Here is a 24,884-nt window from a genome sequence, read left to right as displayed (position 1 = left end):
AGAATTTCTTTCTATATGACGCAAAAATACTGATTTGTAAAAAGTTCTAATGATGACGAAAGTCGGGGCCGATTTATAAGAGGCCTCTGACTATGGACCAGTTCCTGCCCGCCATCCCCCTCTCCGGCGCCCGTGTGGTGGTGCTGGGCGCCGGCGAACCCGCGCTGAACAAGCTACGCCTGTTTCGGACCGCGCCCTGTGAGCTGATCTGGTGCACGCTGGGTGTGTCGCCGACCCTGCCCTCGGACCTCAACCCGAACACGCGCATCGACACCCGCGCGCGCCCGCATGACGTCTTCAAGGGGGCGAAGCTGGTCTTCATCGGGGTCGAGGATGAAAAGCGCGCGGTGAAACTGGCGCAAAAAGCCCGCAAGGCGGGGGCGCTGGTCAACGTGGTCGACAATCTGCCGCTATGCGATTTTTACACCCCCGCCCTCATTGATCGCGGCGCCATCACCATCGCCCTGTCGTCAGGCGGTGCAGGGCCTGTTCTGGTCCGCGATCTGCGCAGCGCGCTTGAAAGCGTGATCGCGCCGGGCGTGGGCCTGCTGGCGCAAACCGCCAAGGGGCTGCGCCGCCGCGTCATGGACGCGTTCCCCAGCGTCGACGCCCGCCGGAAATACTGGGAGCGCGCCTTGCGCGGCTCCGCCGCCCAGCTCGCCGACGCCGGGGATGAAGACGGCGTGCGCGCCGCGCTTCTGGACGCCCTGAAAGACGATGCGCCCACCCCCAAAGGCGTGGTGCACCTGGTGGGCGCCGGTCCCGGCGATCCTGAACTTCTCACGGTCAAGGCCGCGCGTCTGATCCGGGACGCCGACGTGATCGTGCATGATCGGCTTGTTTCGCCAGAAATCATCGACCGCGCCCGCCGCGACGCGCATCGGATTGATGTGGGCAAGCGCCAGGGCGACCATCCGGTGCCGCAGGAGCGGATTTGCGAAATCCTGATCGAGCAGGCCCGGCTCGGCCGCCGGGTCGTGCGCCTGAAAGGCGGGGACAGCTTCATTTTCGGGCGCGGCGGCGAGGAAGTTGACGCCGTCCGCGCGGCTGGCGTCGAAGTCCATGTGACGCCCGGTATTTCCGCGGCCCTGGCCGCGGGCGCACAAGCCCAGATCCCGCTGACCCATCGTGACGCCGCTCAGGCGGTGACCTTTGTGACGGGACGTCCGAAGCTCGGCGGGCCGGACCTTGATTATTCCGCCCTCGCCGCCGCCACCCACACCCTTGTGGTCTATATGGGCGTCGCCGTGGCCGCGACCCTGTCGCGCCGTCTGGTCGAGGCTGGCCGCTCCCCCGCCACCCCTGTGGGGATCATCGAGAACGCCAGCCTGAGCACCGAGCGGCGGGTTTTCACCACGCTCGACGCGCTGGCGCACACGATTTCGTCTGAAAAGCTCAGCGGTCCCGCAGTCCTCGTGATCGGTGACGTGGTCGCATACGCGCCCGAGCACCTCGCAAGCCTGAGCCAGAAAGCGCTGGAGCACGCCGCATGAAAACCATCACAGCAAACCGCCTCACCGATGGCCGGGTCGTCTATCTGACGCCTGACAATCACTGGACCGAAAGCGCCGACCAGGCCGCCCGTCTGAACGATGATGAGGTCGAGGCTGCGCTCAACGTCGCCCTGCGCGACATCCTGCTCGTGGTCGGCCCCTACCCCATCGAGATCGATGCGGGCGCGGACGGCTTTGCGCCAGCGGGCCGCAAGCATGTGCGCGAGACCATTCGCCTGTCCGGTCCCAGCGCGGGCTCCACCAAGCTGGCCTCGAGCACGGGAGGCCCGCATGTATAAATATGACGAGATCGACCGGGCGGTGCTCGATGCACGCACAGCGGAGTTTCGCGAGCAGGTGCATGCGCGTCTCTCCGGCGCGCTGAGCGAAGACGAGTTCAAACCGCTGCGCCTGATGAACGGCGTCTATCTGCAGCTGCACGCCTATATGCTGCGGGTCGCCATCCCCTATGGCGTTCTGTCGTCGGAACAATTGCGCTCGCTCGCCTATGTCGCGCGCACCTATGACCGGGGCTATGGCCATTTCACCACGCGCCAGAACATCCAGTACAACTGGCCGGCGCTGGTGGATATTCCCGACGTGCTTGATCATCTGGCGGGCGTGCAGATGCACGCCATCCAGACCTCTGGCAACACCATCCGCAACACCACGACCGACCCGTTCGCGGGCGCTGCGGCGGATGAGATCGCCGATCCGCGCCCCTGGTGCGAGCTGATCCGGCAATGGTCCACCACCCATCCTGAATTCACCTGGCTGCCGCGTAAGTTCAAGATCGCGGTCACAGGCTCTCCCGAAGATCGCGCCGCCATCGGCGTGCACGATATCGGCTTGCGTCTGGTGAAGAACGACGCCGGCGAAACCGGGTTCGAAGTGCATGTGGGCGGCGGTCAGGGCCGCACGCCTGTTGTGGCGAAAATCATCCGTGATTTCCTGCCCCAGCGCGAACTGCTCGCCTATCTGACCTCGATCCTGCGCGTCTATAATCTCGAAGGCCGCCGGGACAATCTTTACAAGGCGCGCATCAAGATCCTTGTGGACGCCATGGGGCCGGACGCCTTCCGCGACGCCGTCGAAGCCGAGTACGCCGCGAGCCGTGGCCGCGCCCTGACCCTGCCGGTGGAAGAGATCGAGCGCGTCAGCAGTCATTTTGCCCTCCCCCCGGAAGGCCAGCCCCTGACCGACATCCCGACCGGCACGGCTTTCGCCCGCTGGCGCGCGGTGAATGTGAAGCCGCACAAGGTGAAGAACCGCGCCGTCGTGGTGATCCCGCTCAAGGCGCCCGGCGCAACGCCGGGCGACGCCAGCGCGGATCAGATGGACCTGATCGCCGACATCGCCGACCGGTTCGCCCTGAGCGAGATCCGGGTCAGCAAGGAGCAGAATCTGGTTCTGCCTCATGTGGACAAGGCCGCGCTGGGCACGCTGTTCGCGCTGCTGGATGAGGCGGGGCTCGCCACGCCCAATGCGGGCCGCGCCAGCGATATCGTCGCCTGCCCGGGGCTTGATTACTGCAATCTCGCCAACGCCCGCTCCATCCCCATCGCGCAGGCCATCTCGACCGGGCTGCACCAGGCGGGACTGGATGACGCCACCGGTGATCTGACCATCAAGATTTCAGGCTGCATCAATGCCTGCGGCCATCACCATGTGGCCAATATCGGCCTTCTGGGCGTCGATAAGGCGGGCGAAGAAGTCTACCAGCTCACCCTTGGGGGCGTCGGGGACGGCGCCGCCGCTATCGGCAAGATCCTCGGCCCCGGCCTGTCGTCGGATGACGCCGTCACCGCCGTCATCGCCTGCGTGCGGGTCTATGCCGAGCACGCTCAAGCCCAGGAAACCTTCATCCAGACCCTCAACCGTCTGGGAACAGACCCTTTCAAGGAGGCCGTCTATGGCGCGTGATGCTCTCGCCCGGGTCGAAACCCAACCCGTGGAACTCGCAGGCGACATGTCGCTGACTGAAGCCCAAACCGTCATTTCAGGCGCCGAGCGCGTTGTCATCCGATTCCCGAGCTTCAAGGATGGGCGTGGCTTTTCGCTCGCCGCGCTGCTGCGCCGCTCAGGGTTTGAGGGCGAGCTGCGCGCGGTCGGCCCCGTGCTCCCTGATCAGGTCGACGATTTGTTGCGGATGGGCTTTGACGCGGTGGATATCGAACGCCCCGACGGCCCCGCCCGCAACCGCAATACGGGCGGCGCGCCCTATATCTACCAGCCGGATCCCGGCGCTGTGAGAGCGCGCCCGACCGCCCTGCACATTCGGGCGCTGGCGGCGCGCAAGGCGACCGCCGAAGCTCTGGCGGCGGAGCTGGACGGCGCCTCGCCTGAAACCATTCTCACGCGCGCCGCCGAGGTCTATGGTGGACGCATGGCCATGCTGTCCTCCTTCGGCGCAGAGGCCGCGCTGGGGCTGGCGCTGGTGGCGCAGATCGCATCAGGCACGCCGATCCTGTTTCTGGACACCGGCCTGCACTTTCCGCAGACGCTGCGCTATCGTGATCGTCTGGTCGAGCATCTGGGATTGTCCAACCTGCATGTCCTGACGCCCGATGAAGACGAGGTGCGCGCCCAAGACCCTGACGAGACGCTGTATGACCGTGACGGCCAGGCCTGCTGCGATCTGCGCAAGGTCCGCCCGCTGGGCCGGGCGCTCGATCCCTATGACGCCCTGATCACGGGCCGCAAGCGCTATCATGGCGGTCAGCGCGGCGAGATTCCGGCGGTGGAATTTGACGGTGAGCGGGTGAAGATCAACCCCTTCGCTTTCCTGAGCCCCGAGGAGGTCTCGGCGCGTTACAGGGCGCTCGACCTGCCCCGCCATCCTTTGGCCGAAGACGGCTACGCCTCCATCGGCTGCTGGCCCTGCACCGCGCCCTCTGACGCGCCCGGCTCCCGTGATGGGCGCTGGGCTGGCCAGGACCGCGAAGAGTGCGGCATCTTTGATCCGGTTCGCGCCGCGCGCGCCAAACGCGCTGGCGCTGTCCGCCTGATCTGAGGCGGCTGATCAAAGAGGACGCATCATGACGGCAACGATTGTGGAGCTGATCGGCGATACGCCGCTGATCCGCCTGAAAGCTGCGTCTGACGCCACGGGCTGTGAGATTTTCGGCAAGGCCGAGTTTCTCAATCCCGGCGGCTCGGTGAAGGATCGCACGGCGCTTGGGCTGATCCGTGCGGCGGAAGCGGACGGATCGCTCAGGCCCGGCGGCGTCATCGTCGAAGGCACAGCGGGCAATACCGGCATCGGTCTGGCGCTGGTCGCGGGCGCGCTCGGATACAAGGCGCTGATCGTGATGCCGCGCGGGCAGAGCGCGGGCAAACGTGAAGCCCTGGTCGCAGCAGGCGCGCAGATCATTGAAGTCGACCCTGCGCCCTATTCCAGCGAGCACCATTTCGTCCACACCTCGCGCCGGATCGCCGCCAGCCTGTCCAATGCTGTCTGGGCGAACCAGTTTGACAACCCCGCAAACAAGGCCTTCCACGCCGCCACCACCGGCCGTGAGATCCTTGAACAGACAGACGGCCAGGTGGACGGCTTTATTTGCGCCGCCGGGACGGGCGGATCACTGGCCGGGATCGCCTCCGCCCTGCGCGCGGCCAAGCCGGCCGTCACGATCGGCCTCGCCGATCCCGCAGGCGGCGCGCTCTATTCGTGGTTCACCCAAGGCGAACTCAAATCAGAGGGCGGCTCGATCACCGAAGGCATCGGCGTGGGCCGAATCACCGGCCAACTGGAAGGTCTTGAGGTCGATCACGCCTATCGCATCGAAGACGCTGACTTCCTGCCTGTCCTGTTTGACCTCATCCAGACAGAGGGCTTGTCGCTGGGCGGGTCCGCCGGGGTGAATATCGCGGGCGCTATCGCCCTCGCCAAAGACCTCGGACCGGGCAAGACCATCGTCACGCTCCTGTGTGATTCCGGCGCGCGCTACGCCGGCAAACTCTTCAACCCTGACTTCCTGCGCGCCCGCGGGCTGCCGGTTCCGCCCTGGACGGAACCGGACGCCAGCGCGAACCTGAGCGCCTGACGGAGACTGATATGCTCGATACCGCCCAAGACGCTGACGTGATTGACCAAGGCGCCTTCTTCGCCTGCAAGGTCACAGAGGTGGAGCATTTCACCGATGATCTGTTCCGCTTCCGCACCGCGCGGCCTTCGACCTTGAGGTTCCGGCCGGGCGAGTTCCTGATGATCGGTCTGGAAGGCGAAAAGAAACCGGTTCTGCGCGCCTATTCGGTCGCGAGCCCGAGCTGGGACGACACGCTCGAATTTTACTCCATCAAGGTGGAGAACGGCGCGCTGACCTCGCGCCTGCGCCATATCCAGCCCGGCGACCGCGTGCTGGTGGGACGAAAGCCTACCGGCACGCTGGTGACTGACGCGCTCAAGCCCGGAAAGCGCCTCTACATGCTGTCTACCGGCACCGGCGCCGCGCCGTTTGCGAGCCTGATCCGGGAACCGGGCGTCTATGAACAGTTTGACGAAGTGGTCTTCACCCATACCTGCCGCACCAGCCCGGAGCTGACCTATTCGCGCGATCTGGTCGAGGCGCTGAAGACCGATCCGCTGGTGGGTGAGGCTGCCGCGGGCCGGCTAATCTATTTTGACAGCGTCACCCGCGAGGACGGGCCGCGCACAGGGCGCATCACGACCTTGATCGAGACCGGCGAACTCTTTGAGCTGATCGATCGTCCCGCCCTCAACCCCGAAACCGACCGCGTCATGATCTGCGGCTCCATGGCCATGCTGGGCGAGCTGAAGACCATGCTGGAAGCGCGCGGCTTTGAGGAGGGCTCGAACGCCAAACCGGGCGATTTCGTCGTCGAGAAAGCGTTCGCCGGCGAGGGCGTTTAGGCAACGCCTGCGCGCGCAGCGACCAGATATGGACGCTGGGGACGGCTTGGGGCATGGTCTCGCTAGGAATCAGTCGTCTTTACGAACGGCTGATCATCTCTGCGCGACTTGATCGGCTTCGGTCGTCCATTTTCTGACCTGACGCAGACGATGAGGTTCATAACGCCGTTCGCGCGCCCCTCGGCGTCCCGCGACGGGGAGGGAGACTGCAGGCATGACCTCGCCTGTGATCGTCACCGGCGCCGCCGGTTTCATCGGCATGCATACGGCGGAGCGTCTGCTGGCGCGTGGTGAAACCGTCATCGGAATTGACGGATTCAACACCTATTATGACCCCGCCCTGAAAGAGGCGCGCGCCGCCCGGTTGTGCGCGCACAAGGGTTTTGAGCTGGTCCGCGCCGACATTGCAGACCACGACGCGCTCCATGCGCTGGTCGCGCGCACCGGCGCCAAGCGGATCGTCCATCTCGCCGCCCAGGCCGGGGTCCGGTACTCCATCGACAATCCCTTCGCCTATGAGCGCTCGAACCTCGCCGGGCACCTGTCTGTGCTGGAGGCGGCGCGTCATAATGACGTTGAGCATCTGGTCTACGCCTCATCCAGCTCGGTCTATGGCGACCGCCCCCTGACAGGCGAAGGCTTCAAGGAAAGCGATCCCACCATCTCACCGGTTTCGCTGTACGCCGCCACCAAGCAGTCCTGCGAGCTGATCAGCCAGAGCTACGCCCATCTTTACGGCTTTCCGCAAACGGGATTGCGGTTCTTCACCGTTTACGGCCCCTGGGGCCGCCCGGACATGGCCTATTACAAATTCACCGAGATGATCGCCCGCGGCGAGCCGATCGAGGTCTATGGCCAGGGCCGCATGGCGCGAGATTTCACCTATATCGATGATATCATTGACGGTGTGATCGGCGTTCTGGATGCGCCGCCTGCACGCGGCGCGCACGAAATTTACAATATCGGCGACAGCCAGCCCGTAGGGTTGATGGATATGATCGCCTCCCTTGAGGAGGCTCTGGGCATGAAAGCGGACAAAATCATGCGCCCCATGCAACCGGGCGACGTGACGGCCACCTATGCCGACATCAGCCGGCTGAACGCGAAAATCGGCTATAAACCCAAGGTCATGCTCACCGAAGGGTTGCAACGATATGTGGTCTGGTGGCGGTCCTATAAGGGTCGCCCGGCCTAGTCTTGCCTGATTTTACGTCCATGATTTAGAGCCTGTTAATACTTTGTTTACAACGCTGGTTGGGGCTTTGTTCAGCTTTTTCGACTACCTTCGATAATCATGGAGGAACGTCATGCAGGCACACCGCAAGACTGAATCGTACGCCGGATCCGCCCCTTCCGAAGCCTCGGAGAGCGCGGTTCAAGGCGTTGTTCCTCCGTTTCCGAAAGCTGATCCATCAGCGGCCTACGCCATACCCTCTCCGGCGCACGCCCTGCAGGAGCGTCTGGAAACCGCGTTCGCCGAGCCGGTGGTTGAAAACCGCTGGAGCCCGCGGCGCACCCTCGCCTTTCTGGTCTTCACCTGCGGCGCCTTCTGGGGCGCGATGGTGGGCGGCGCGATCCATCTGTTTGGTTGAACTCCGCAACAGGTGACATCTGTCACCTGCGTCGTATGACGCGCGTCACTCCTATCTCTTGCCCAGGCCTGACAGAATTTGGTTTCAACTGAACCAAGCTGTGAGAGCCCATGACTTCATCCCCCGACATTGCGCCTGTCTTACAGGCGAGCGCGCTGACCCGGCGCTATGGCCGCAAGACGGCGCTTGATGGGGTGGACATGAGCGTGTCCGGCGCCGGCGTTCTGGCGCTTTTAGGGCCCAATGGCGCGGGCAAGACCACGTTCGTTCAAACCGCTCTTGGCCTGGTTCGTCCCAGCTCCGGCGCCCTGCAAGTGTTCGGCGCCAAGCCAGGTGACCGCGCCATCAAGACGCGTATCGGCGTGATGATGCAGGACACAGACCTGGCGCACACATTGACCGGGCGTGAATTGCTGGAGCTGTTCGCCAGCTATTACCCGGACCCGGCGAATCTCGACGCCCTGATCACGCGCTGCGCGCTGACCGATTTCATCAAGCGGCGCTACGGCCAGCTGTCTGGCGGTCAGAAACGGCGCATCCAGTTCGCGCTGTCTCTGGTAGGCCAACCTGACCTGTTGTTTCTGGACGAACCCACCACCGGGCTCGACATCGAGGCGCGCCGCGCCTTGTGGGCTGTCGTCCGCGACGTAGCGGCGAACGGAACCCTGGTGGTGCTGACCACGCATTATCTGGAAGAAGCGGACGCCTTGGCGGACCGGGTGGTCGTTCTGCAAAACGGGCGCATCATCGCCGATGATACGGCGGACGGTCTGCGCACCCGCATGGGCGGCGCGGTGATCAGCTGCGTCACCAGCCTGTCTGATGAAGCGCTTCACGCCTTGCCCGGTCTGATCGCGATGACCCGGTCAGGACGCAAGGTCCGCCTGCAAGTAAGCGAGTCAGTCGCCTTTCTCAAAGCGCTCTTGGACGCTGATCCCGCGCTCAGCGATCTCAGCGTCGCTCAACCGACCCTGGAAGACGCCTTCGAAGCGCTGACGGGCCAACCTGACCCAGAGGGAGCCTGATCTGATGGCGAATGCATATCTGGCTGAAATCAAGGCTGAAGTCCTCAAACTCTCGCGCATGCCCGAGTTTGCGATCCCGACGCTGATCCTGCCGGTGATGTTCTTCACCCTGTTTGGCGTGATCATCCCCGGCAGCCGCGACAACGCACCTTACCTGCTCTCAACCTTCGGCGTTTTCGCGGTGATGGGGCCGGCCTTGTTCGGCTTCGGCGCCGGCGTGGCGCAAGAGCGAGAGCGCGGCTGGCTGACCCTGAAGCGCGCCGTGCCGGCGCCGGCGTCCGCTTTGCTGGTGGCGAAAACCACGGCGACCGTGCTGATCGCCAGCGTGTCGCTGGCTGCGATCTACGCCGTGGCCGCATTCGCCGCCGATGTCAGCCTGCCCGCCGCGGTCTGGCTCGGTTTGCTGCTGGTTCATGTGCTGTCCGCCATTCCCTTTGTCCTGATCGGATTGGCTCTGGGCTTCGTGTTCGGGGCCAACGCCGCCGTCGCGGTCGCCAACATTCTCTATCTGGGGATGGCGGTCCTGGGCGGTTTGTGGATGCCGGTCAGCATCTTCCCGCGCATCATGGGGCAGATCGCCCAAGTCCTGCCGAGCTTCCATCTCGCCGAAATCGCGTTATCCATCAGCGGAGCCGCCGGAGACAAAGCGATGCTGGGCCATATCCTCGCAACGCTTGTGATCACGGCAATCGCAGCGGGCCTGGCGCTTCTGGCCTGGGCGCGTCAACGCTAGACGCTGGCTCTGAGTTGCGGAGCAGGGCAGGGTGAACCCTCGATCCGGCTCCGCCGCTTGCCTACAGGAAACGCGTTCATCATGGCGTCAGAACCGACCCACAAGCCCCACAGAGCGTCCGCTGGCGCCGCATCCCATGATCCAGGGCCGAAATGGACAGGCCGCGTGCGCGGCTTGTCTGAAAGCCCGGCCTTCTACCTGATCTATCTGGTTTTCTATTTCACACCCTGGTTTTTCCAACTGCCGGGGCTGCGCGATGCCCTGATCAGTTTTGCGGCCGTGGGCAGCTTCATCCCCGTCTATCTGTACGCCAACGCCGGCGACCCGTATCGCAATGGCGTGAAAACCCACCGCATTCTACTGGCCGCCGGCTACGCGTCCTTCCTGTCCCTGGCGCTGATCCCTGTGGTGGGGATGAGCGGCAATTTTCATATTTTCGCCGTCACCCTTCTGGCCGGTCTGAGGCCGCAGAAAACCGCTCTGCTGGTTATGGCGGGAGCCAGCGCGTTCTATCTGTGCGCCTCCTGGCTGCTGGATGTGACAATCTTTGAGATGGTGCTGTCGCAATTCATCGCCGTGATGGCGGGCATGGCGACGCTCGCCGGGTATGAATCCGCCGCCCGGGTCTCCACGCGCGAGCGCAATCTGCGCATGGAGGCCGAACTGGCGGCGCTGCGTGAACGCGAGCGCATTGCGCAGGATTTGCACGATCTGTTGGGCCACACGCTGACGACGATCGCCGTCAAATCCGAACTGGCCGCGCGTCTTCTGGATGCTGATGCAGACCGGGCGAAAACAGAGATCATAGAAATCCGCGACGCCGCCCGCATCACCCTCAAGGATGTTCGCGCTGCAGTGGCGGGCATGCATGTCACGACCGTCCATCAAGAACTGGCGCGCGCCCGATCCGCGCTCGCCGCCGCCGAGATCCGGTTAAGCGTCGAGGGAGAGCCGCCCGAGCTCGACCAGGCCGCCCATTCCACGCTGGGTCTGGCTTTACGCGAGGCGGTCACGAATATTATTCGCCATTCCGGGGCCCGGAGCGCCCGTATTCGTTTTGCGCCAGAAGGCGCGCTGGTCATCGAGGATGATGGCTGTGGCGGCGAGCTTCATGCCGGAACCGGACTGGACGGCATGCGTCGGCGTATTGAATCCCTGGGAGGAGAGATGGAGATCGAGAGCCGGGACTCCGGCGTGCGCGTCACCCTCAGCCTGCCTCCCGCCAAACCCGGCCAACAGAGCCTGGAGCCCGTCTCATGATTTCCATTGTCATCGCTGAAGACCAGTCGCTGCTGCGCGGCGCGCTGGCCGCCCTTCTGACCCTTGAACCCGATATCGAGCTACTGGCGCAGGCGCAGGATGGCGAAGAGGCGGTGCGCCTTGTGCAGGACCTCAAACCTGACGTTCTGGTGACCGACATCGAAATGCCGGGCCTGACCGGGATCGAGGCGTCCGAAGCCTTGCGCCAGGCGGGCAGCGAGACCCGTGTCCTGATCGTCACGACCTTCGCCCGCCCCGGCTACCTTCAGCGGGCGCTTCAGGCAGGCGTGCTGGGTTATGTGCTCAAAGACGCGCCCAGCGAGGAATTGGCGAACGCCGTGCGCCGAGTGGCGCAGGGTCAACGCGCCATCGCCGCGGAGCTGGCGGAGAGCGCCTGGAGCGCGCCGGTCATGCTGACTGCGCGTGAACGCGACATTCTCAAACTGGTGGAAGAGGGCAAGTCCAACAAGGACATCGCCCGCACCCTCAGCCTGTCGCCTGGCACGGTGCGGAACTATCTCGCCGACGCCACTCAAAAGCTGGGCGCAGCCAACCGTATCGAGGCGTTTCAGATCGCCCGCGAAAACGGTTGGCTCTAACCCTGACCCCCCAGCGCTCCGGCTAGCTCTTGTCCACAGTCGCCGCCAGCTCACGCAATTGCGTCGAGCAAATCGCGACTTTCGACAGCGTCCAGCCCCCCGTGGCGGAGATTTCCTCCAGCGCCCGGTCAGCGCGCGCCACCATCAGTTTCTGGGCTTCCGCCCAGGCGCTGACGACCTCTGAGGCCCAATCCGCATCCGGCGCGCTCAGATCCTTGACCAGATCCGGCCGCTCCGCCTTGGCGTAGGCCATCATGCCCTCGCAGATCGCCTGCTGGCTGCCATACAGATCCTCGATCAGGCGACGCATGGCCAAGCGGTCCCAGTGCAGGTTGGACGACAGCTGATTGCCCGCCGCTCGCAGCTGGTCAAACATGAAGCGGGCGCCCACAGCGTGATAAAGCCGCCCCGCCGCCGCCAGCGGCCAATCGGCCGTCTTGCCCAGATCAATCACATCCGAAGACGAGGTCAGCGGACGCAGCCGCGCCACATCGCGGGCGATATCCTCAGGGGCGCCGGCCGCCACATAAGACTGGAACCGGCCTTCCAGCGCTTCGCAATCAAACGGGCTGGCGATTTCCGTGACCAGCGGTTTCAACGCGTCCACGCCGGGCTGATAGGCCGCGATCACATCCGCAATCGGCAAAGCGTCCTGCCCCAGCGTCCGACGCGACAGCCAGTAGGTCTGGCGGCGCAGCAGACGGATCACCTCGTCATGAAGCGCGATCTGGACTTCGGCCGGAGCCTTGTTGTCCAGCGCATTGATCCGGTCGCTATAATCCTTGAACCGGAAAATGCTCCGCCCCGCCTCAAACGCCCGCGCGATCGCTGCAATATCCGCGCTGGTGCTTTCGATGGCGCGGTTCACAAACGTCGGCCCGCCCAGATTGACCATGTCATTGGCGAGGCGGGTGGCGATGATCTCGCGCTTCAGCCTGTGGCCCTGCATGGCGTCGGAGAATTTCTCCAACTTGTCAGGGAAGTAGGTCACCAAAGAGCGGTTGAAATGCGCGTCATCGGGCACGTCGGATTCCACCAGCGCATCAAACAAGGCGATCTTGGCGTAGCTGATCAGAACGGCGATTTCCGGCCGCGTCAGGCCCTGGCCCTGATCCTTGAGCTCGCGGATCTGTTCAGGGGCCGGCAGGCCTTCAACCTTCCGGTCCAGACGCCCCGCCTGCTCAAGTCGCTCCATCATCCGCTCATGCGCATCCAGATCTTCAACCGCATGTTCCTTGGCGATGGTGATCGCCAGGGTCTGGTCGTAATTATGCTCCAGCACATGGTCGGCGACCGTATCGGTCATGGATTCAAGCAGCGTGTTGCGGTCTTCGAGCTTCATCGAGCCCTCGCGCATCATCGGGTTGAGCAAGATCTTGATGTTGACCTCATGGTCGGAGCTGTCGACGCCCGCTGAATTGTCCACGAAGTCCGCATTCACCCGACCGCCATTGCGGGCGAACTCAATCCGCGCCGCCTGGGTGACGCCCAGATTGGCGCCCTCGCCGATGACCTTGGCGTTCAGCTCCTTGGCGTCGATGCGCAGTGCGTCATTTGCCTTGTCGCCGACCTGATAGTTCTGCTCGGACGACGCCTTGATGTACGTGCCGATGCCGCCGAACCACATCAGCTCCACATCCGCCTTCAGAAGCGCGCGGATCAGATTGGTGGCCGAAGCGGTGTTGCCGGTCAGCCCGGTCAGTTCGCGAATTTCATCGGACAGTTTGATCGACTTGGCCGAACGCGGGAAAATACCGCCGCCCTTGGAGATCAAGGACTTGTCATAGTCCTGCCAGCTTGACCGGCCCAGGTCGAACAGACGTTTGCGCTCTTCCCAGGTTTTCTCGGTGTCAGTTGGATTCGGGTCAATGAAGATGTCGCGATGGTCGAAGGCCGCGATCAGACGGATCGTTCTGGACAACAGCATGCCGTTGCCGAACACGTCGCCGGACATGTCGCCAACGCCGATGACGCTGAACGGTTCAGACTGGATGTCCTTGCCCATCTCACGGAAATGGCGCTGAACGCTGACCCAGCCGCCCCGCGCGGTGATGCCCATTTTCTTGTGGTCATAGCCTGCCGAGCCGCCCGAGGCGAACGCATCGCCAAGCCAGAAATCATACTCGTCCTGAGCGACGCCATTGGCCATGTCGGAGAAAGTGGCCGTGCCCTTGTCGGCGGCGACGACCAGATAAGGGTCCTCGTCATCCCAGCACACCACATTGTCGGGGCGTTTGACGGCGTCGTCGACAAGGTTGTCTGTGATGTCGAGCAGGCCGCGCAGGAAGGTCTTGTACGCTTCCTGGCCTTCCGCCAGCCAGGCGTCGCGATCGCTACGGTCGGGCAATTGCTTGGGATAGAAGCCGCCCTTGGAGCCCACGGGCACGATGACGGCGTTCTTGACCTGCTGGGCCTTCACCAGACCCAACACCTCGGTGCGGAAGTCTTCGCGACGGTCCGACCAGCGCAAGCCGCCGCGCGCGACGGGGCCGAAGCGGATATGCACGCCTTCCACGCGCGGGCTCCAGACAAAAATTTCACGATAAGGCTTGGGATCAGGCAGTTCGCGCACATCCCGGCTGGAAATCTTCATCGAGATCCACGGCTTGGAGCGCCCCTTGTCGTCGGTCTGGAAGAAATTGGTGCGCAAGACCGCTTCGATCAGGCGCAGCATCCGGCGCAGCGCCCGGTCATGATCCAGGCTCTCCACCCGCTCCAGCAGGATGCGGATGGCCTTGCTGACATCCTTGGCGTGGCTTTCGCGGCTCTCACCCCCAAAATCGAGATCGGGATTGAACTTGGTGTTCACCAGCTCCATCAGGCCGCGTGCGATTTCAGAGTTCTCCGCCAGCGCTTCTTCCTGAATGGCTTGAGACGGATCCAGGCCGGTCTGCTGGCGATAACGCGCCACCGTGCGCAGGAAGGCTGCTTCGCGCCAGCTCACACCGATGCCAAGCACCAGCTTGTTGAAGCCGTCATCCTCGGTCCGGCCTTCCAGCACGGCCAGCAGCGCGTCTTCAAACGCCTCCGCTTCCGTTTCGATTTTCTCGGCGTTCTCACCGCTCAGCGAAGCTTCGAACTCATGCACCCATACCGTGTCATCGCCAGCTTCCGAGTGGCGTTGCACCGAATAGCCCGCCTCGGCCAGCACATGCAGACCCAGATTTTCAAGCACCGGCATGACGCCTGACAGCGCGATGGGATCGCCGCAGCGATACAGCTTCACGCGCAGCCGGTCATCAGCTTCGCCCTCCACACGATAGGCGCGTGCGGCGGTCTCGCCACGCGCGGTCACGCGCTCCATCCGGCCGATATCGGCCAGCGCCTCTTCGGGGCTGAACCGCTCGCGATAGCCGGCGGAATACCCGTCCAGATAGCGCGTCACCGCCCGGCGCAAATCCGCCTCGCCCGAAGCGCGCGCCGCCTGATGCAGCTCGTCTTCCCAAGTGCGCGCCAGTGCGGCGATCTCGCCGTCCAGTTCGGACGGGTCGGGTTCGGGGTGGTTGAACGGATCGAGCCCGATGATGAAATGCACCCGCGCCAGCGGCGCATCGCCGAACTGCGGATAGAACGCCGACAGGCGTCCATTGAACGCCGCCCGAATTTTCTCGCCCGCCAGCTCGCGCACCTTGGAATTATAGCGATCACGCGGCACGAACAGCAGGCACGAGACAAAGCGGTCAAACTGGTCGCGGCGCATGAACAGCTTGGTACGCGGGCGATCATGCAGGTGCAAAATGCCCAGCGAAATGTCCAGCAGGTCCTGTTCGTCGGTCTGGAACAGCTCGTCGCGGGGATAGTTTTCGACGATGTTCTGAAGCTTCTTGGCCGAGTGCGAACCGGGTGCTTTCGCAGCCTTGTCGAGCACGCGACGCACCTTGCGGCGGATCAGCGGCACTTCACGCGCCATCTGGTCATAAGCCTCGGCGGTGAACAGGCCCACAAACCGGGTTTCGCCCACCACATTGCCGTCGGCGTCATACCGTTTGACGCCGATATAATCCATGTAGACCCGCCGGTGCACGCGGCTCTTCATGTTCGCCTTGGCCACGATCACCGGCGAAGGCGCACGCATATACGCTTCAATCGCCGGGGTCAGCATCATCGGCTCTGCGCTTTTACGCAGCACCTTGCGGTCGGGATCGCGCAGGACGCCGCGCCCGGATTCCGACTTCACTTCCGGCTTTTGCGAGGTCTCGCTGTCAGCGTCAAAGTCAAACTGATAAGTGCGGCTGCCCAGAAAGGCGAAATGGTTGTCGCGCAGCCAGCGCAGGAAGGCGACGGCTTCTTCCTGTTCTTCCTTGGACGCAGACGTGTTGGCGTTAGTCAGATGGTCGATGGCGTCGTCCATCTCCGCGCGCATGTCGTTCCAGTCCTCGACCGCATCGCGCACATCGTCGAGCGTGGCGCGGACGCCCGCTTCCAGACGCTCGCGGACATCGTCGCTGAGCAGATCGAGATGCACCTGGATCATGGATTCGTTCAGGCACCGACCGCCTGATTGCACCCGCTCGCCGTTTTCACCGCGACGCACCTGAACCACGGGGTGAAACATCGCCATGACGTCCAGGCCCTGGCTGGCGATTTCACCCATCACCGAATCCACGAGGAAGGGCCGGTCCTGACCGATCACTTCAAGAATATCGCGATCCAGGCTGCGTCCGTCCGCGCCATGGGCGGTGCGCACGCGAATCAGGATCTTGTCCGCGGCGCGCTCCTCGCCATATCGCCAGAATTCCTCGGCCAGCGAGATCGCATCCTGATCGCTCACGCTCGCCAGGTCATCCGCCAGCGCATCGCCCCAGAGCTGGTCCAGGAAACTCTCTGAATCCGGCCCGTTTTCGCCAAACGCCGCTTTAAACCGGCTGCGTGCGGCCTTTAAAAAGGCCTCTCTGTCATAAGCGTGCCTGACGCTGACCACGGCGTTCATAATAGAGGGCTCCTGAAACGGAAAAGTGGTGGACGGTGGACAATGTTCATCGAAAAAGGCTGAACATATGCTTCGCAGCCTACTCCCGCACGCGCTGGGTTCAAGCGGTACTGAGCGGCTAGACCTGCAATCATGGCTGTGCTTGATTTCAGGCTAGAAAAACAACAGATTTCCGTATCGGAGACGACCATGCCCCACGCTCTCATCACCGGCGCCAATCGCGGCCTGGGCCTTGAGCATGTCAGCCAACTTCTTAAGCGCGAATGGACCATCAGCGCCGCCGTGCGCGACCCTGAGGGCGCCGATGCGCTCAAGGCGCTCGATCCCGGCGATGGCCGACTGAACATCCTGGCCTATGACGCAAGCGATCTGAACGCCGCCAAGGCGCTCAAGGAGCAGGTCAAGGGTCCGATCGACATCCTGTTCGCCAATGCCGGCGTCATGGGACCGAAGGAACAATCTTTCGGCGAAGCCGCCAATGACGGCTTTCTGGACACGTTTCGTGTGAATACGCTGGCGCCGCTGGCGCTGGCGGAAGCGTTCGCCGATCAGGTGGCGCAGAGCCAGCTCAAGGTGATCGCCCTGCAATCCAGCCGCATGGGCTCCATCGCGGACAATGACAGCGGCGGCCGATACGCCTATCGCGCCTCCAAGGCGGCGCTGAATGCGATCGGCAAATCGCTGAGCATTGATCTCAAGGACAAGGGCATCGTCGTGCTGACCTTGCATCCGGGCTGGGTGCGCACGGATATGGGCGGGCCGAATGGCCTTTTGACGCCCACCGAAGCCGTCAGCGCGCAGCTTGACCTGATCGCTCGCGCCAATCCGGCGATGAGCGGCCGCTTCTTTCATGTCAGCGGCGAGGACCTGCCCTGGTAGGAAGATCGCTCTTTAGCGACATGAAAAACCCCGCAGCCTGAGGCTGCGGGGTTTTTTTATTTTAAGCGGCGCCGCCGGACGGGGACAGGCATGTCCGGCGGCGCCTGCAGGCCTCATCGGGCAGGCTGGGGGGACGCACTCTGAGGCCTGTAAGGCTCGCTGACAGGTTTCAGCGAATCTCGTTCATTAAGAGCTGATGTAGAGACCATTGCCCGAAGCGCAAGCGGCGACGAGGCTGACAGTCAGAAAAATTCCAGTTGCGATCACCAGTGAAACGGCGCGGGCCATGGTTGAACCTTCTTTCTTTTCTTGTTTTCGGCGTGAAGCCAATTGGCCAAGAACGGCGCGGGGAGGCGAGAAAACGCAGTTGCGTTCCGAAGCCTTCCGGTTGGGGAGGAGACCGATGGGCCCCGTTCCGTCCTTGGCGAATTCACATATGGGACGGGGCCGCCGTCATTGCCACACACCTCAGCTCACGCTTGCGTGAAATGTGTGTTTCCGGATCAGCAACACTCGGCAGAGGGCAAACGTCGCAACCGCCTCCATCAGGCGCCAAGACAAAGCACATCAAGAGATTTTCAATCCGATCAAGCAGTGCTAGTCCGCGTGAATGGCTATGGGTGTCCGCTTGCCTATGACGCGCCTTCTGGCGACGTTCGCAATCGGCCTGCAAATGATCTTGCAGGGCGCGCTTGCTGTGGGGCCGTCACACGGCTTCGACGTCACAAGCCTTTATTGCGCAAGCCCCGACCTGCAACGCGACCCGGATGTGACCGCTGCGCTGCAGGAGCTGGCGATCAGTACGGGGCTTGAACAGCCCGCCGACCAGACAGACTCCGACCATTGCCCCTTATGCGTGCTGGCACATGGCGCGCCTTTGCAGGCTCAACCCAGGCTGATCGCCCCCGGTCGTGCGCTCAGCGCCATCACGACCGCTGTGTACGAGTCAGCGTTCCACACCCTGGCCCAGGGCCCTCCACTCGGCTCCCGCGCACCACCCGCTCTCACCTGAACCTGCGTCATCCGCCCTGACCTTCAGGGCGTTCCGGCCGCGCCTCGCCGCGGCCTGCCTTGTTCTATGTGAGAGTCTCAATGAACGCGTCTATCGCCCTGCGCCTTGCAGGTATTTCCCTTGCGGCCCTGTCCGCCGTCAACTCCGCTCCCGCCCTCGCCCAGTCTTCAGCGTCTGAGGACGTCATTACGGTCACGGGCAGCCGCATCTTGCGCACCGATCTGACATCGGTCGGCCCGCTCACCGTGCTGGACGCCGATTTCATCGACCATTCCGGCGTCGTGAATCTGGAAGACCTGCTGCAGGCTGAACCCTTTTCCGCCGGTTTCGCCGGCAACGCCAATAACGCCTATTGGGTTGGCGGCGGCTGGGGCACGGCCCAGGTCAATCTGCGCGGGCTTGGCGTCAACCGCACGCTGATCCTGCTCAATGGCCGCCGCATTGTCGCGGGCGGGTCAGGCGCGAACGACTCTGTCGATCTCAACATGCTGCCGGTTTCGATCCTCGAACGCGCGGAAATCCTCAAGGACGGCGCCTCCGCGCTTTACGGCGCAGACGCCGTCGCAGGCGTGGTCAACCTCATCACCCGCCAAGACTTTGACGGCTTCCAGATCGAAGCGCGCACCGGCGTCACTGGCGAAGGAGACGGCGAACAATACGGACTGGACGCCAGCTGGGGCGGTCATACCGAACGCGGCGGCTTGCTGATCACGCTGAGCTATCAGGACAATCAGGCGGCGCCCCTGTCGCCGCGCGCGCCCTGTGCGCTGGCGGATTCCAATGGTGACGGTCAGCTGACCTGTACGCCGGGCAGTTCGTCCACCGCAGGCGGACGCGCGGTTCTGCCCAATGGCGACCAGATCAACTTCATTGGCGGCGACGCCTATGAGCCGTTCAGCCTTCAGGCCCACGGTTTCAACTCAAATCCCTATTTCAACGCCTCGAACCCGGTCGAGCGCTTAAGCTTCAGCGCCTTTGGCGATTATGAGATCAATGAGGCCGTCTCGGTCTTCACTGAAGTGCTGTTCAACTGGCGCTCCTCCACCCAGCCCGCCTCTCCCGCCACCTTGCGCGACATCGCCATCGCGGCGAACCACCCCACCAATCCGACGGGCGAGGACCTTGTGGTCCTGCGTCGCCGCACAACCGAGTTCGGCGCTCGCACGTTTGAACAGGATGTCGAGAGCTGGCGCGTGGTGACCGGTCTTGAAGGCGTTCTCGCTGGTCGCTGGTCCTATGATCTGGCGCTCAACTGGGGGCGTAACACCGCCACAGATGCGCTTTTGAACAATATCAACACCCGCCGCTTCGCCCAGACGCTGGACCCGAACCAGTGCGGCGCCAATGGCGTTCCCTGCGCCGATATTCTGGGCGAAGGCGATCTCACCGCCGAGGTCGGCGACTACGTGCTGGTCAATCAACGCGACACGGGCGGCAATGAACAGGTCAGCCTGACCGGCAATCTGTCCGGAACGGTGATGCAGGCGCCTGCCGGCCCGGTCGGGGTCGCTGTCGGGTTTGAAATCCGCGAAGACAAGGGCTGGCTGGAACCTGATTCCCTGCTGATCGCAGGCGATGTGCTGGGCAACGCCCAGGACCCGATCCGCGGTTCGATCGAGGCGCGCGAGGCCTATGCCGAGCTCAACCTGCCGCTGGTGCGCGACCTGCCCTTCGCTGACTACGCCGAGCTGAACGCCGCTGTCCGCTATTCAGATTATGATCTTTTTGGCGGCGACACGAATTACAAGCTGGGTCTGAACTGGCAGGTCATTGCTGCGCTGAAGCTGCGCGGGACATATTCCACCGCCTTCAGAACGCCCAGCGTCCGGGAGCTGTTCTCAGGCGTCAGCCAGGCCCAGCTGCCGACCACGGATCCGTGCTCGAACTATGGCGCGCTCGATCCGTCCAGCGTGATCTATCAGAACTGCCAGGCCGCCGGCGTGCCGCTGACCTATCAGCAATTCGGGTCGATCATCCTGACCAATCAGGGCGGCAATCCCGATCTTGAACCGGAAACGGCGACCACCTTCACCGCAGGCGTGGTGGTTCAGCCCGCGCAGCTTCCGGGGCTGTCCCTGACGCTCGATTATTTCGACATCGAGATCGAGGACGCGATCCGGCAGACATCGGGCTCAGCCAAGCTCGCCAGCTGCTATACGACGCCGGGCTTCAGCCACCCCTTCTGCGCCTCAAGCCAGCACACGCGCAACCCGCTGACCGGGGACGTGAACTTTCTCTCCGCCCAGAGCGCGAACACCGGCGACGAGCAGATGCGCGGTCTGGACTTTGCGCTCATGCACACCGCCGCGTTCGGTCGGTTCGAAAGCACGTTCCAGCTCAAGGCGTCCTATCTGATAGCGTACGAGACCCAGGCGTTTGAGGGCGATACGCCGTTTGACTTCACCGGCGGCGTCGGCTGTTGCGATGGGGGTTATCCCGAATGGCGCGGCCAGGCGAGCTGGACGCTTTCGGCCGACCAATGGGGCCTGACCTGGAACGCCCAGTATATCGGCGAGGCACATGACCTGTATGGCGACCCGGATGCGGTCGGCTACACAATTGATCCGGTCGTCTACCATGATGTGCAGGGCCGCTACCGGATCAGCGAGACGACAGAACTGGCGGTCGGCATCGACAACCTGTTCGATCAGGACGCGCCCTTCGTGCAATCCTGGTCAGACGGCAACACCGATACTCTGACCTATTCATTGCTGGGGCGTTTCTTCTACGCCCGGGCCAGGCTGAGCTTCTAGCAGGCAGGACGGGGTGGCGCTTGCGCCGCCTCGTCTCTCCTCAAGAGAGACATAAGTGATGATGATCCTACGCAATACTGTCCGCCTGCATAAATGGCTCGCCCTGCTGATCGGCTTTCAGGTCTTACTGTGGCTGCTGGGCGGCCTGGTCATGAGCGCTCTGCCCATTGAGCGTGTGCGCAGCGAGCATAACATCGCCAGCCATCCGCCCTTATCCGCTCAGATCGACAGGCTTGTGCCTGTATCGCAGGCTGCACAGGCCGCCGGTCTGACAAGCCTGGATGAGGCTGTGCTGACCGGAATAGCCGGACAGCCTGTCTGGCGATTGCAAAGTGGTGAGACCATCAGCGTCGTATCTGCTGTGGACGCCCGCATCCTGTCGCCGATCACTGCAACGCTCGCTGAGGAAATCGCCAATCACGATTTCTTGCCGCAGAGCGCAATTCAAAGCGTCCGATTACTGGATGCTCCCCCCTCTGAATACGGTCCGGGCGGGCCGGTCTGGCAAATCGTGTTTTCCGATCCGGACAACACCCGGCTGTATGTCGATCCGCAAACGGGTGTCGTTCGAGCTCGCCGCTCAGACACCTGGCGGCTCTTTGACTTCTTCTGGAAGCTGCATGTGATGGATTATGACGACGGCGCGGACTTCAACCATCCGCTGCTCATCGGCGCTGCGTTTCTGGGCGTTCTCGTTTCGCTCGCCGGCCTGATCATCCTGTTCTTCAGAATGCGGCGCAGCTTTGCAGTCTGGCGAAAGACACGCGGGACATGACCGATCCTGGCCTCGCCCCCCGTAAGGATGGGGCGGGGCGGATCAAGCCGTAGGCGGTCCAGAGGGATTGGAGCCGTTTGACGCCTCGGGGGAAGGCTGACGATTGATCCGCCCCGCAAAGTCCATCCTGAAACGCGGTCTGCGCCCGCCCCTGCTGATTGGCAAGAACAGGAGACGCAGCCTCAAACGCATTTCGCCGGCCCACGGGCCGGCGACTGGGGGCTTGTCCGGGCATTACGCCCGGCTGCAGGTACAAGCCTTATGGTCGTCTGAAGAAAATGGAGCGGGCGATGCGATTCGAACGCACGACCCTCACCTTGGCAAGGTGATGCTCTACCCCTGAGCTACGCCCGCTCACTACCTGCGTACAGGGTCCGGCTTGCGCCGAGGCCGGGTATATCGCTTATCGAAGTTCGTTTTGCAAGCCTGTCCTGTACAGCTTTTGCAGTATATGCGCAGCTTGCCTCATCAAACGTGTCCTGCTGAGCTGACGCCATGACCCAAACGCCCCCGCTTCCTGTCCGCCCTGTCTCACGCCAAGCCTTGTTTGAGTATCTGGATGCGCTCGGCATCCGGCATGAAACACATGAGCATGCGCCTGTCTTCACCGTCGATGAAGGCGAGGCCATCAAGGCCCGGATGCCGGGCGGCCATACCAAGAACCTCTTCCTGAAGGACAAGAAAGGCGCGCTGATCCTGATCTCGGCCCTGCAATCCACCCAGATCGCCCTCAAACAGCTTCACAAGACGCTGGAGTGCGGACGGTTATCCTTCGGCAAGGCTGAATTGCTGGAAGAGGTTCTGGGGGTGACGCCGGGATCCGTGACCGCTTTCGCCTTGATCAATGACCCGGAACACAAGGTGCGCTTCATTCTCGATCAGGCGCTCATGGACCACGACATCGTCAATTTCCACCCGCTGAAGAACGACGCCACCACCGCCATTCGCTCAAGCGATCTGGTTCGGTTTCTCACAGCGCTCGGCCGCGCTCCGGAAATTGTGACCTTGGAGGAGTGAGTGGATGCGCTTGCATCGCGGCGCTGAAGCGGCCACCTAAGAGAAAACATTTTCGCTCCCTGCAGGAGACTCCCGTCATGGAAAATTTTGGAACGAACAGTCATCAAGCGCCCGCTGGCGCTGACCTGATCAAGGACGGCGCCGACCAGACCTTCATGACCGATGTGATCGAGCCGTCCAAGGACGTGCCGGTGCTGGTGGATTTCTGGGCGCCTTGGTGCGGGCCCTGCCGTCAGCTGGGGCCGACGATCGAACGCGCCGTCACCAAGGCGGGCGGCAAGGTGAAGCTCGTCAAGGTCAATATCGACGAGAACCCCGGCATTGCGGGTCAGTTGCGCATCCAGTCCATCCCCGCCGTCATCGCCTTCAAGGATGGTCAGCCGGTCGACGGTTTCATGGGCGCGCTGCCCGAAAGCCAGGTCAATGACTTCATCAACCGCATGACGGGCGAAGTCTCTGAAGAAGAGGTGACCGCCCTGGTGGAGCGCGCGCAGGAAGCCCTGGACCAGGGCGATCTGGGCGGCGCGGCGCAAGATTTCGCCACCGCCCTTCAGATGGACAAGGACAACGCCGAAGCCCTCGCCGGCATGGCGCGCGTGCATCTGGCTGGCGGCGATCCGGTGCAGGCCAAGGCCATTCTGGACAATGCGCCCGAAACGCTGAAATCCGCCCCCGCCATCGCCGCCGTGCGCGCTTCCATGGAACTCGCCGGCGAAGCCCAGGACGCGCCAGAGGTCAGCGAGGCGGAAGCCGCCGTTCAAAGCACGCCCAACGCCGGGACCTGGCACGCCCTTGGCCGGGCGCGTCTGGGCGCTGGCGACATGGACGGCGCAGCGGATGCGCTACTTGAGTCGATTGCGCTTGATCGCGATTATGATGACGCCGCCGCGCGTCAATTATTGCTGCGCGTGTTTGAATCCGCTGGCGCCGGGTCCGAGCTGGCCAAGAATGGTCGCCGCCGTCTCTCCTCCATCCTGTTTTCCTGAACCCGCATCTGGGGACTGCAGCGCTCGACTGCGGTCCCGATCGGGCTATCTGGGTAAAGACGACAGCATGAAGAGCGACTTCCCATGTCCCAGATCATCAATCCGCCGAGCGAGATCAAACTCTTCCCCATTCGCGGCTGCATCCTGCCGCCGGGGGAGCATCTGCCGCTGAACGTCTTCGAGCCGCGTTATCTGAACATGGTCGATGACGCCTTGGCGGGCGACAGTTTCATCGGCGTCATCCAGCCTGCGCCCGGCGGCCCATCCGACAAGCCCGCGCTGGAGCAGGTCGGCGGCGCCGGTCGCATTGTCAGTCATCAGGAGACCTCCGACGGCCGCTATCTGATGGTGCTGGAAGGCGTGATGCGCTTCGCCGTCGATGAAGAGCTGGATGTGCGCAAACCCTATCGCGTCGCTCGCGCCGATTACCGCCCTTTCACCCAGGACCTGGTCGAAGCCCATCTCACGCCCATGATCGAAGTGGCGGGTCTTCTGGATCGGTTGCACGCCTATTTCGATCTTGTCGGAATAGAAACCGACTGGCCGGCGCTGGAACAGGCGCCGCTGTCACTGGTGATCAACAAGACCGCCATGGCTGCGCCATTCGATCCTGCCGCCAAGCAACGCCTTCTGGAAGCGAACTCCATCCCCCAGCGCGCGGAGCTGCTCGACAGTCTGATGCAAGACAGCCTCAGCCAGGCCTCAAGCGGCTCCACAGGCTAGACGCCCGCCAGAGGCCCGCGTAAGAAGTTGTGTCATGAGTGATGTGAAATCTGAACATGCCGTTCTGGATCCCAAATTGCTGGAGATCCTGGTCTGCCCGGTCAGCCGTGGCCCGCTCGACTATGATCGCGAGGCCAATGAGCTGATCTCAAAACAGGCCCGCCTCGCCTATCCGATCCGCGAAGGCGTGCCGATCATGTTGCCTGAAGAAGCCCGCAATCTGGACGATTGATC

The 24,884-nt window shown here is 63.2% G+C and carries 21 protein-coding genes and 1 tRNA gene; 20 read left to right on the top strand and 2 right to left on the bottom strand.

Annotated elements, in window-relative coordinates:
* The first annotated feature begins 92 nt into the window (after window positions 1-92).
* The 12 genes from cysG (at window position 93) to ACTIGF_RS07750 (ending at window position 11,575) form a co-directional block, all read left to right on the top strand.
* Entirely contained in the window at window positions 93-1,493 is a 1,401-nt protein-coding gene (gene cysG, locus ACTIGF_RS07805; protein ID WP_439636322.1) for a siroheme synthase CysG, read from the top strand.
* On the top strand, window positions 1,490-1,792 hold the full coding sequence (locus tag ACTIGF_RS07800; protein ID WP_439636321.1) for a DUF2849 domain-containing protein: 303 nt from the start codon (window positions 1,490-1,492) through the stop codon (window positions 1,790-1,792). Before cysG ends, ACTIGF_RS07800 begins: the two co-directional genes overlap by 4 nt.
* Window positions 1,785-3,416, top strand: a complete 1,632-nt coding sequence (locus ACTIGF_RS07795) for a nitrite/sulfite reductase (RefSeq protein ID WP_439636320.1) — start codon at window positions 1,785-1,787, stop codon at window positions 3,414-3,416. The genes ACTIGF_RS07800 and ACTIGF_RS07795 overlap by 8 nt, the downstream gene beginning before the upstream one ends.
* Window positions 3,406-4,506 carry a phosphoadenylyl-sulfate reductase gene (locus tag ACTIGF_RS07790; protein ID WP_439636319.1) on the top strand — a complete coding sequence of 367 codons (1,101 nt, stop codon included), beginning with the start codon at window positions 3,406-3,408 and terminating at the stop codon, window positions 4,504-4,506. The genes ACTIGF_RS07795 and ACTIGF_RS07790 overlap by 11 nt, the downstream gene beginning before the upstream one ends.
* Before the next feature lie 25 nt (window positions 4,507-4,531).
* Window positions 4,532-5,539: a cysteine synthase A gene (locus ACTIGF_RS07785; protein ID WP_439636318.1), complete on the top strand. Its 1,008-nt coding sequence runs from the start codon at window positions 4,532-4,534 to the stop codon at window positions 5,537-5,539.
* A gap of 11 nt (window positions 5,540-5,550) precedes the next feature.
* Window positions 5,551-6,366, top strand: a complete 816-nt coding sequence (locus tag ACTIGF_RS07780; protein ID WP_439636317.1) for a ferredoxin--NADP reductase — start codon at window positions 5,551-5,553, stop codon at window positions 6,364-6,366.
* Window positions 6,367-6,580: 214 nt separating this feature from the next.
* A complete protein-coding gene (locus tag ACTIGF_RS07775) occupies window positions 6,581-7,561 on the top strand; it encodes an NAD-dependent epimerase/dehydratase family protein (protein ID WP_439636316.1) in 981 nt (326 codons plus the stop codon).
* A 112-nt stretch (window positions 7,562-7,673) separates the two neighbouring features.
* The gene (locus ACTIGF_RS07770) at window positions 7,674-7,958 is read left to right on the top strand and encodes a hypothetical protein (RefSeq protein WP_439636315.1); all 285 of its coding nucleotides are present in this window, start codon (window positions 7,674-7,676) and stop codon (window positions 7,956-7,958) included.
* A 110-nt stretch (window positions 7,959-8,068) separates the two neighbouring features.
* Window positions 8,069-8,983 carry an ABC transporter ATP-binding protein gene (locus ACTIGF_RS07765; RefSeq protein ID WP_439636314.1) on the top strand — a complete coding sequence of 305 codons (915 nt, stop codon included), beginning with the start codon at window positions 8,069-8,071 and terminating at the stop codon, window positions 8,981-8,983.
* A gap of 4 nt (window positions 8,984-8,987) precedes the next feature.
* On the top strand, window positions 8,988-9,716 hold the full coding sequence (locus tag ACTIGF_RS07760; protein ID WP_439636313.1) for an ABC transporter permease: 729 nt from the start codon (window positions 8,988-8,990) through the stop codon (window positions 9,714-9,716).
* 81 nt (window positions 9,717-9,797) lie between these two features.
* Window positions 9,798-10,976 carry a sensor histidine kinase gene (locus ACTIGF_RS07755; RefSeq protein ID WP_439636312.1) on the top strand — a complete coding sequence of 393 codons (1,179 nt, stop codon included), beginning with the start codon at window positions 9,798-9,800 and terminating at the stop codon, window positions 10,974-10,976.
* Window positions 10,973-11,575, top strand: a complete 603-nt coding sequence (locus ACTIGF_RS07750; RefSeq protein WP_439636311.1) for a response regulator transcription factor — start codon at window positions 10,973-10,975, stop codon at window positions 11,573-11,575. Before ACTIGF_RS07755 ends, ACTIGF_RS07750 begins: the two co-directional genes overlap by 4 nt.
* A 22-nt stretch (window positions 11,576-11,597) precedes the next feature.
* On the opposite strand, the gene ACTIGF_RS07745 is transcribed toward ACTIGF_RS07750, so the two are convergent.
* Window positions 11,598-16,505, bottom strand: coding sequence for an NAD-glutamate dehydrogenase (locus ACTIGF_RS07745; RefSeq protein WP_439636310.1), 4,908 nt, complete (start codon window positions 16,503-16,505; stop codon window positions 11,598-11,600).
* A 189-nt stretch (window positions 16,506-16,694) separates the two neighbouring features.
* Here ACTIGF_RS07745 and ACTIGF_RS07740 point away from each other — a divergent pair, with 189 nt between their 5' ends.
* The 4 genes from ACTIGF_RS07740 to ACTIGF_RS07725 all read left to right on the top strand — a co-directional run bounded on the left by ACTIGF_RS07740 (window position 16,695) and on the right by ACTIGF_RS07725 (window position 21,924).
* Window positions 16,695-17,384, top strand: a complete 690-nt coding sequence (locus ACTIGF_RS07740) for an SDR family oxidoreductase (RefSeq protein WP_439636309.1) — start codon at window positions 16,695-16,697, stop codon at window positions 17,382-17,384.
* A 634-nt stretch (window positions 17,385-18,018) separates the two neighbouring features.
* Window positions 18,019-18,396, top strand: a complete 378-nt coding sequence (locus tag ACTIGF_RS07735) for a DUF2946 family protein (protein WP_439636657.1) — start codon at window positions 18,019-18,021, stop codon at window positions 18,394-18,396.
* 80 nt (window positions 18,397-18,476) lie between these two features.
* Window positions 18,477-21,149, top strand: a complete 2,673-nt coding sequence (locus ACTIGF_RS07730; protein WP_439636308.1) for a TonB-dependent receptor — start codon at window positions 18,477-18,479, stop codon at window positions 21,147-21,149.
* A gap of 58 nt (window positions 21,150-21,207) precedes the next feature.
* Complete coding sequence (locus ACTIGF_RS07725; RefSeq protein ID WP_439636307.1) at window positions 21,208-21,924, top strand: PepSY domain-containing protein; 717 nt, start codon at window positions 21,208-21,210, stop codon at window positions 21,922-21,924.
* Window positions 21,925-22,203: 279 nt separating this feature from the next.
* Here the strand turns inward: ACTIGF_RS07725 and ACTIGF_RS07720 are convergent.
* Window positions 22,204-22,278: transfer RNA gene (locus ACTIGF_RS07720), tRNA-Gly, on the bottom strand.
* 141 nt (window positions 22,279-22,419) lie between these two features.
* On the opposite strand from ACTIGF_RS07720, the gene ACTIGF_RS07715 reads away from it, so the two are divergent.
* The 4 genes from ACTIGF_RS07715 (at window position 22,420) to ACTIGF_RS07700 (ending at window position 24,882) form a co-directional block, all read left to right on the top strand.
* On the top strand, window positions 22,420-22,941 hold the full coding sequence (locus tag ACTIGF_RS07715; RefSeq protein ID WP_439636306.1) for a prolyl-tRNA synthetase associated domain-containing protein: 522 nt from the start codon (window positions 22,420-22,422) through the stop codon (window positions 22,939-22,941).
* Between the two features lie 77 nt (window positions 22,942-23,018).
* Entirely contained in the window at window positions 23,019-23,927 is a 909-nt protein-coding gene (gene trxA, locus ACTIGF_RS07710) for a thioredoxin (RefSeq protein WP_439636305.1), read from the top strand.
* Between the two features lie 84 nt (window positions 23,928-24,011).
* Complete coding sequence (locus tag ACTIGF_RS07705; RefSeq protein ID WP_439636304.1) at window positions 24,012-24,650, top strand: LON peptidase substrate-binding domain-containing protein; 639 nt, start codon at window positions 24,012-24,014, stop codon at window positions 24,648-24,650.
* Window positions 24,651-24,684: 34 nt separating this feature from the next.
* A complete protein-coding gene (locus ACTIGF_RS07700; protein WP_439636303.1) occupies window positions 24,685-24,882 on the top strand; it encodes a Trm112 family protein in 198 nt (65 codons plus the stop codon).
* Window positions 24,883-24,884 lie beyond the last annotated feature (2 nt).

The organism is Oceanicaulis sp. (assembly GCF_051859625.1).
In the GTDB taxonomy this organism is placed as follows: Bacteria; Pseudomonadota; Alphaproteobacteria; order Caulobacterales; family Maricaulaceae; genus Oceanicaulis.
The sequence above is the reverse complement of the archived record's forward strand: the minus strand, read 5'-3'. Positions and strand labels throughout refer to the sequence as shown.

Coding starts and splice junctions, on each gene's coding strand:
- ACTIGF_RS07750 (WP_439636311.1), top strand. CDS start 10,973: ATGATTTCCATTGTCATCGCTGAAGACCAGTCGCTGCTGCGCGGCGCG.
- ACTIGF_RS07765 (WP_439636314.1), top strand. CDS start 8,069: ATGACTTCATCCCCCGACATTGCGCCTGTCTTACAGGCGAGCGCGCTG.
- ACTIGF_RS07775 (WP_439636316.1), top strand. CDS start 6,581: ATGACCTCGCCTGTGATCGTCACCGGCGCCGCCGGTTTCATCGGCATG.
- ACTIGF_RS07795 (WP_439636320.1), top strand. CDS start 1,785: ATGTATAAATATGACGAGATCGACCGGGCGGTGCTCGATGCACGCACA.
- ACTIGF_RS07735 (WP_439636657.1), top strand. CDS start 18,019: ATGACGCGCCTTCTGGCGACGTTCGCAATCGGCCTGCAAATGATCTTG.
- ACTIGF_RS07705 (WP_439636304.1), top strand. CDS start 24,012: ATGTCCCAGATCATCAATCCGCCGAGCGAGATCAAACTCTTCCCCATT.
- ACTIGF_RS07755 (WP_439636312.1), top strand. CDS start 9,798: ATGGCGTCAGAACCGACCCACAAGCCCCACAGAGCGTCCGCTGGCGCC.
- trxA (WP_439636305.1), top strand. CDS start 23,019: ATGGAAAATTTTGGAACGAACAGTCATCAAGCGCCCGCTGGCGCTGAC.
- ACTIGF_RS07700 (WP_439636303.1), top strand. CDS start 24,685: ATGAGTGATGTGAAATCTGAACATGCCGTTCTGGATCCCAAATTGCTG.
- ACTIGF_RS07715 (WP_439636306.1), top strand. CDS start 22,420: ATGACCCAAACGCCCCCGCTTCCTGTCCGCCCTGTCTCACGCCAAGCC.
- ACTIGF_RS07800 (WP_439636321.1), top strand. CDS start 1,490: ATGAAAACCATCACAGCAAACCGCCTCACCGATGGCCGGGTCGTCTAT.
- ACTIGF_RS07780 (WP_439636317.1), top strand. CDS start 5,551: ATGCTCGATACCGCCCAAGACGCTGACGTGATTGACCAAGGCGCCTTC.
- ACTIGF_RS07745 (WP_439636310.1), bottom strand. CDS start 16,505: ATGAACGCCGTGGTCAGCGTCAGGCACGCTTATGACAGAGAGGCCTTT.
- ACTIGF_RS07785 (WP_439636318.1), top strand. CDS start 4,532: ATGACGGCAACGATTGTGGAGCTGATCGGCGATACGCCGCTGATCCGC.
- ACTIGF_RS07730 (WP_439636308.1), top strand. CDS start 18,477: ATGAACGCGTCTATCGCCCTGCGCCTTGCAGGTATTTCCCTTGCGGCC.
- ACTIGF_RS07790 (WP_439636319.1), top strand. CDS start 3,406: ATGGCGCGTGATGCTCTCGCCCGGGTCGAAACCCAACCCGTGGAACTC.
- ACTIGF_RS07760 (WP_439636313.1), top strand. CDS start 8,988: ATGGCGAATGCATATCTGGCTGAAATCAAGGCTGAAGTCCTCAAACTC.
- cysG (WP_439636322.1), top strand. CDS start 93: ATGGACCAGTTCCTGCCCGCCATCCCCCTCTCCGGCGCCCGTGTGGTG.
- ACTIGF_RS07725 (WP_439636307.1), top strand. CDS start 21,208: ATGATGATCCTACGCAATACTGTCCGCCTGCATAAATGGCTCGCCCTG.
- ACTIGF_RS07770 (WP_439636315.1), top strand. CDS start 7,674: ATGCAGGCACACCGCAAGACTGAATCGTACGCCGGATCCGCCCCTTCC.
- ACTIGF_RS07740 (WP_439636309.1), top strand. CDS start 16,695: ATGCCCCACGCTCTCATCACCGGCGCCAATCGCGGCCTGGGCCTTGAG.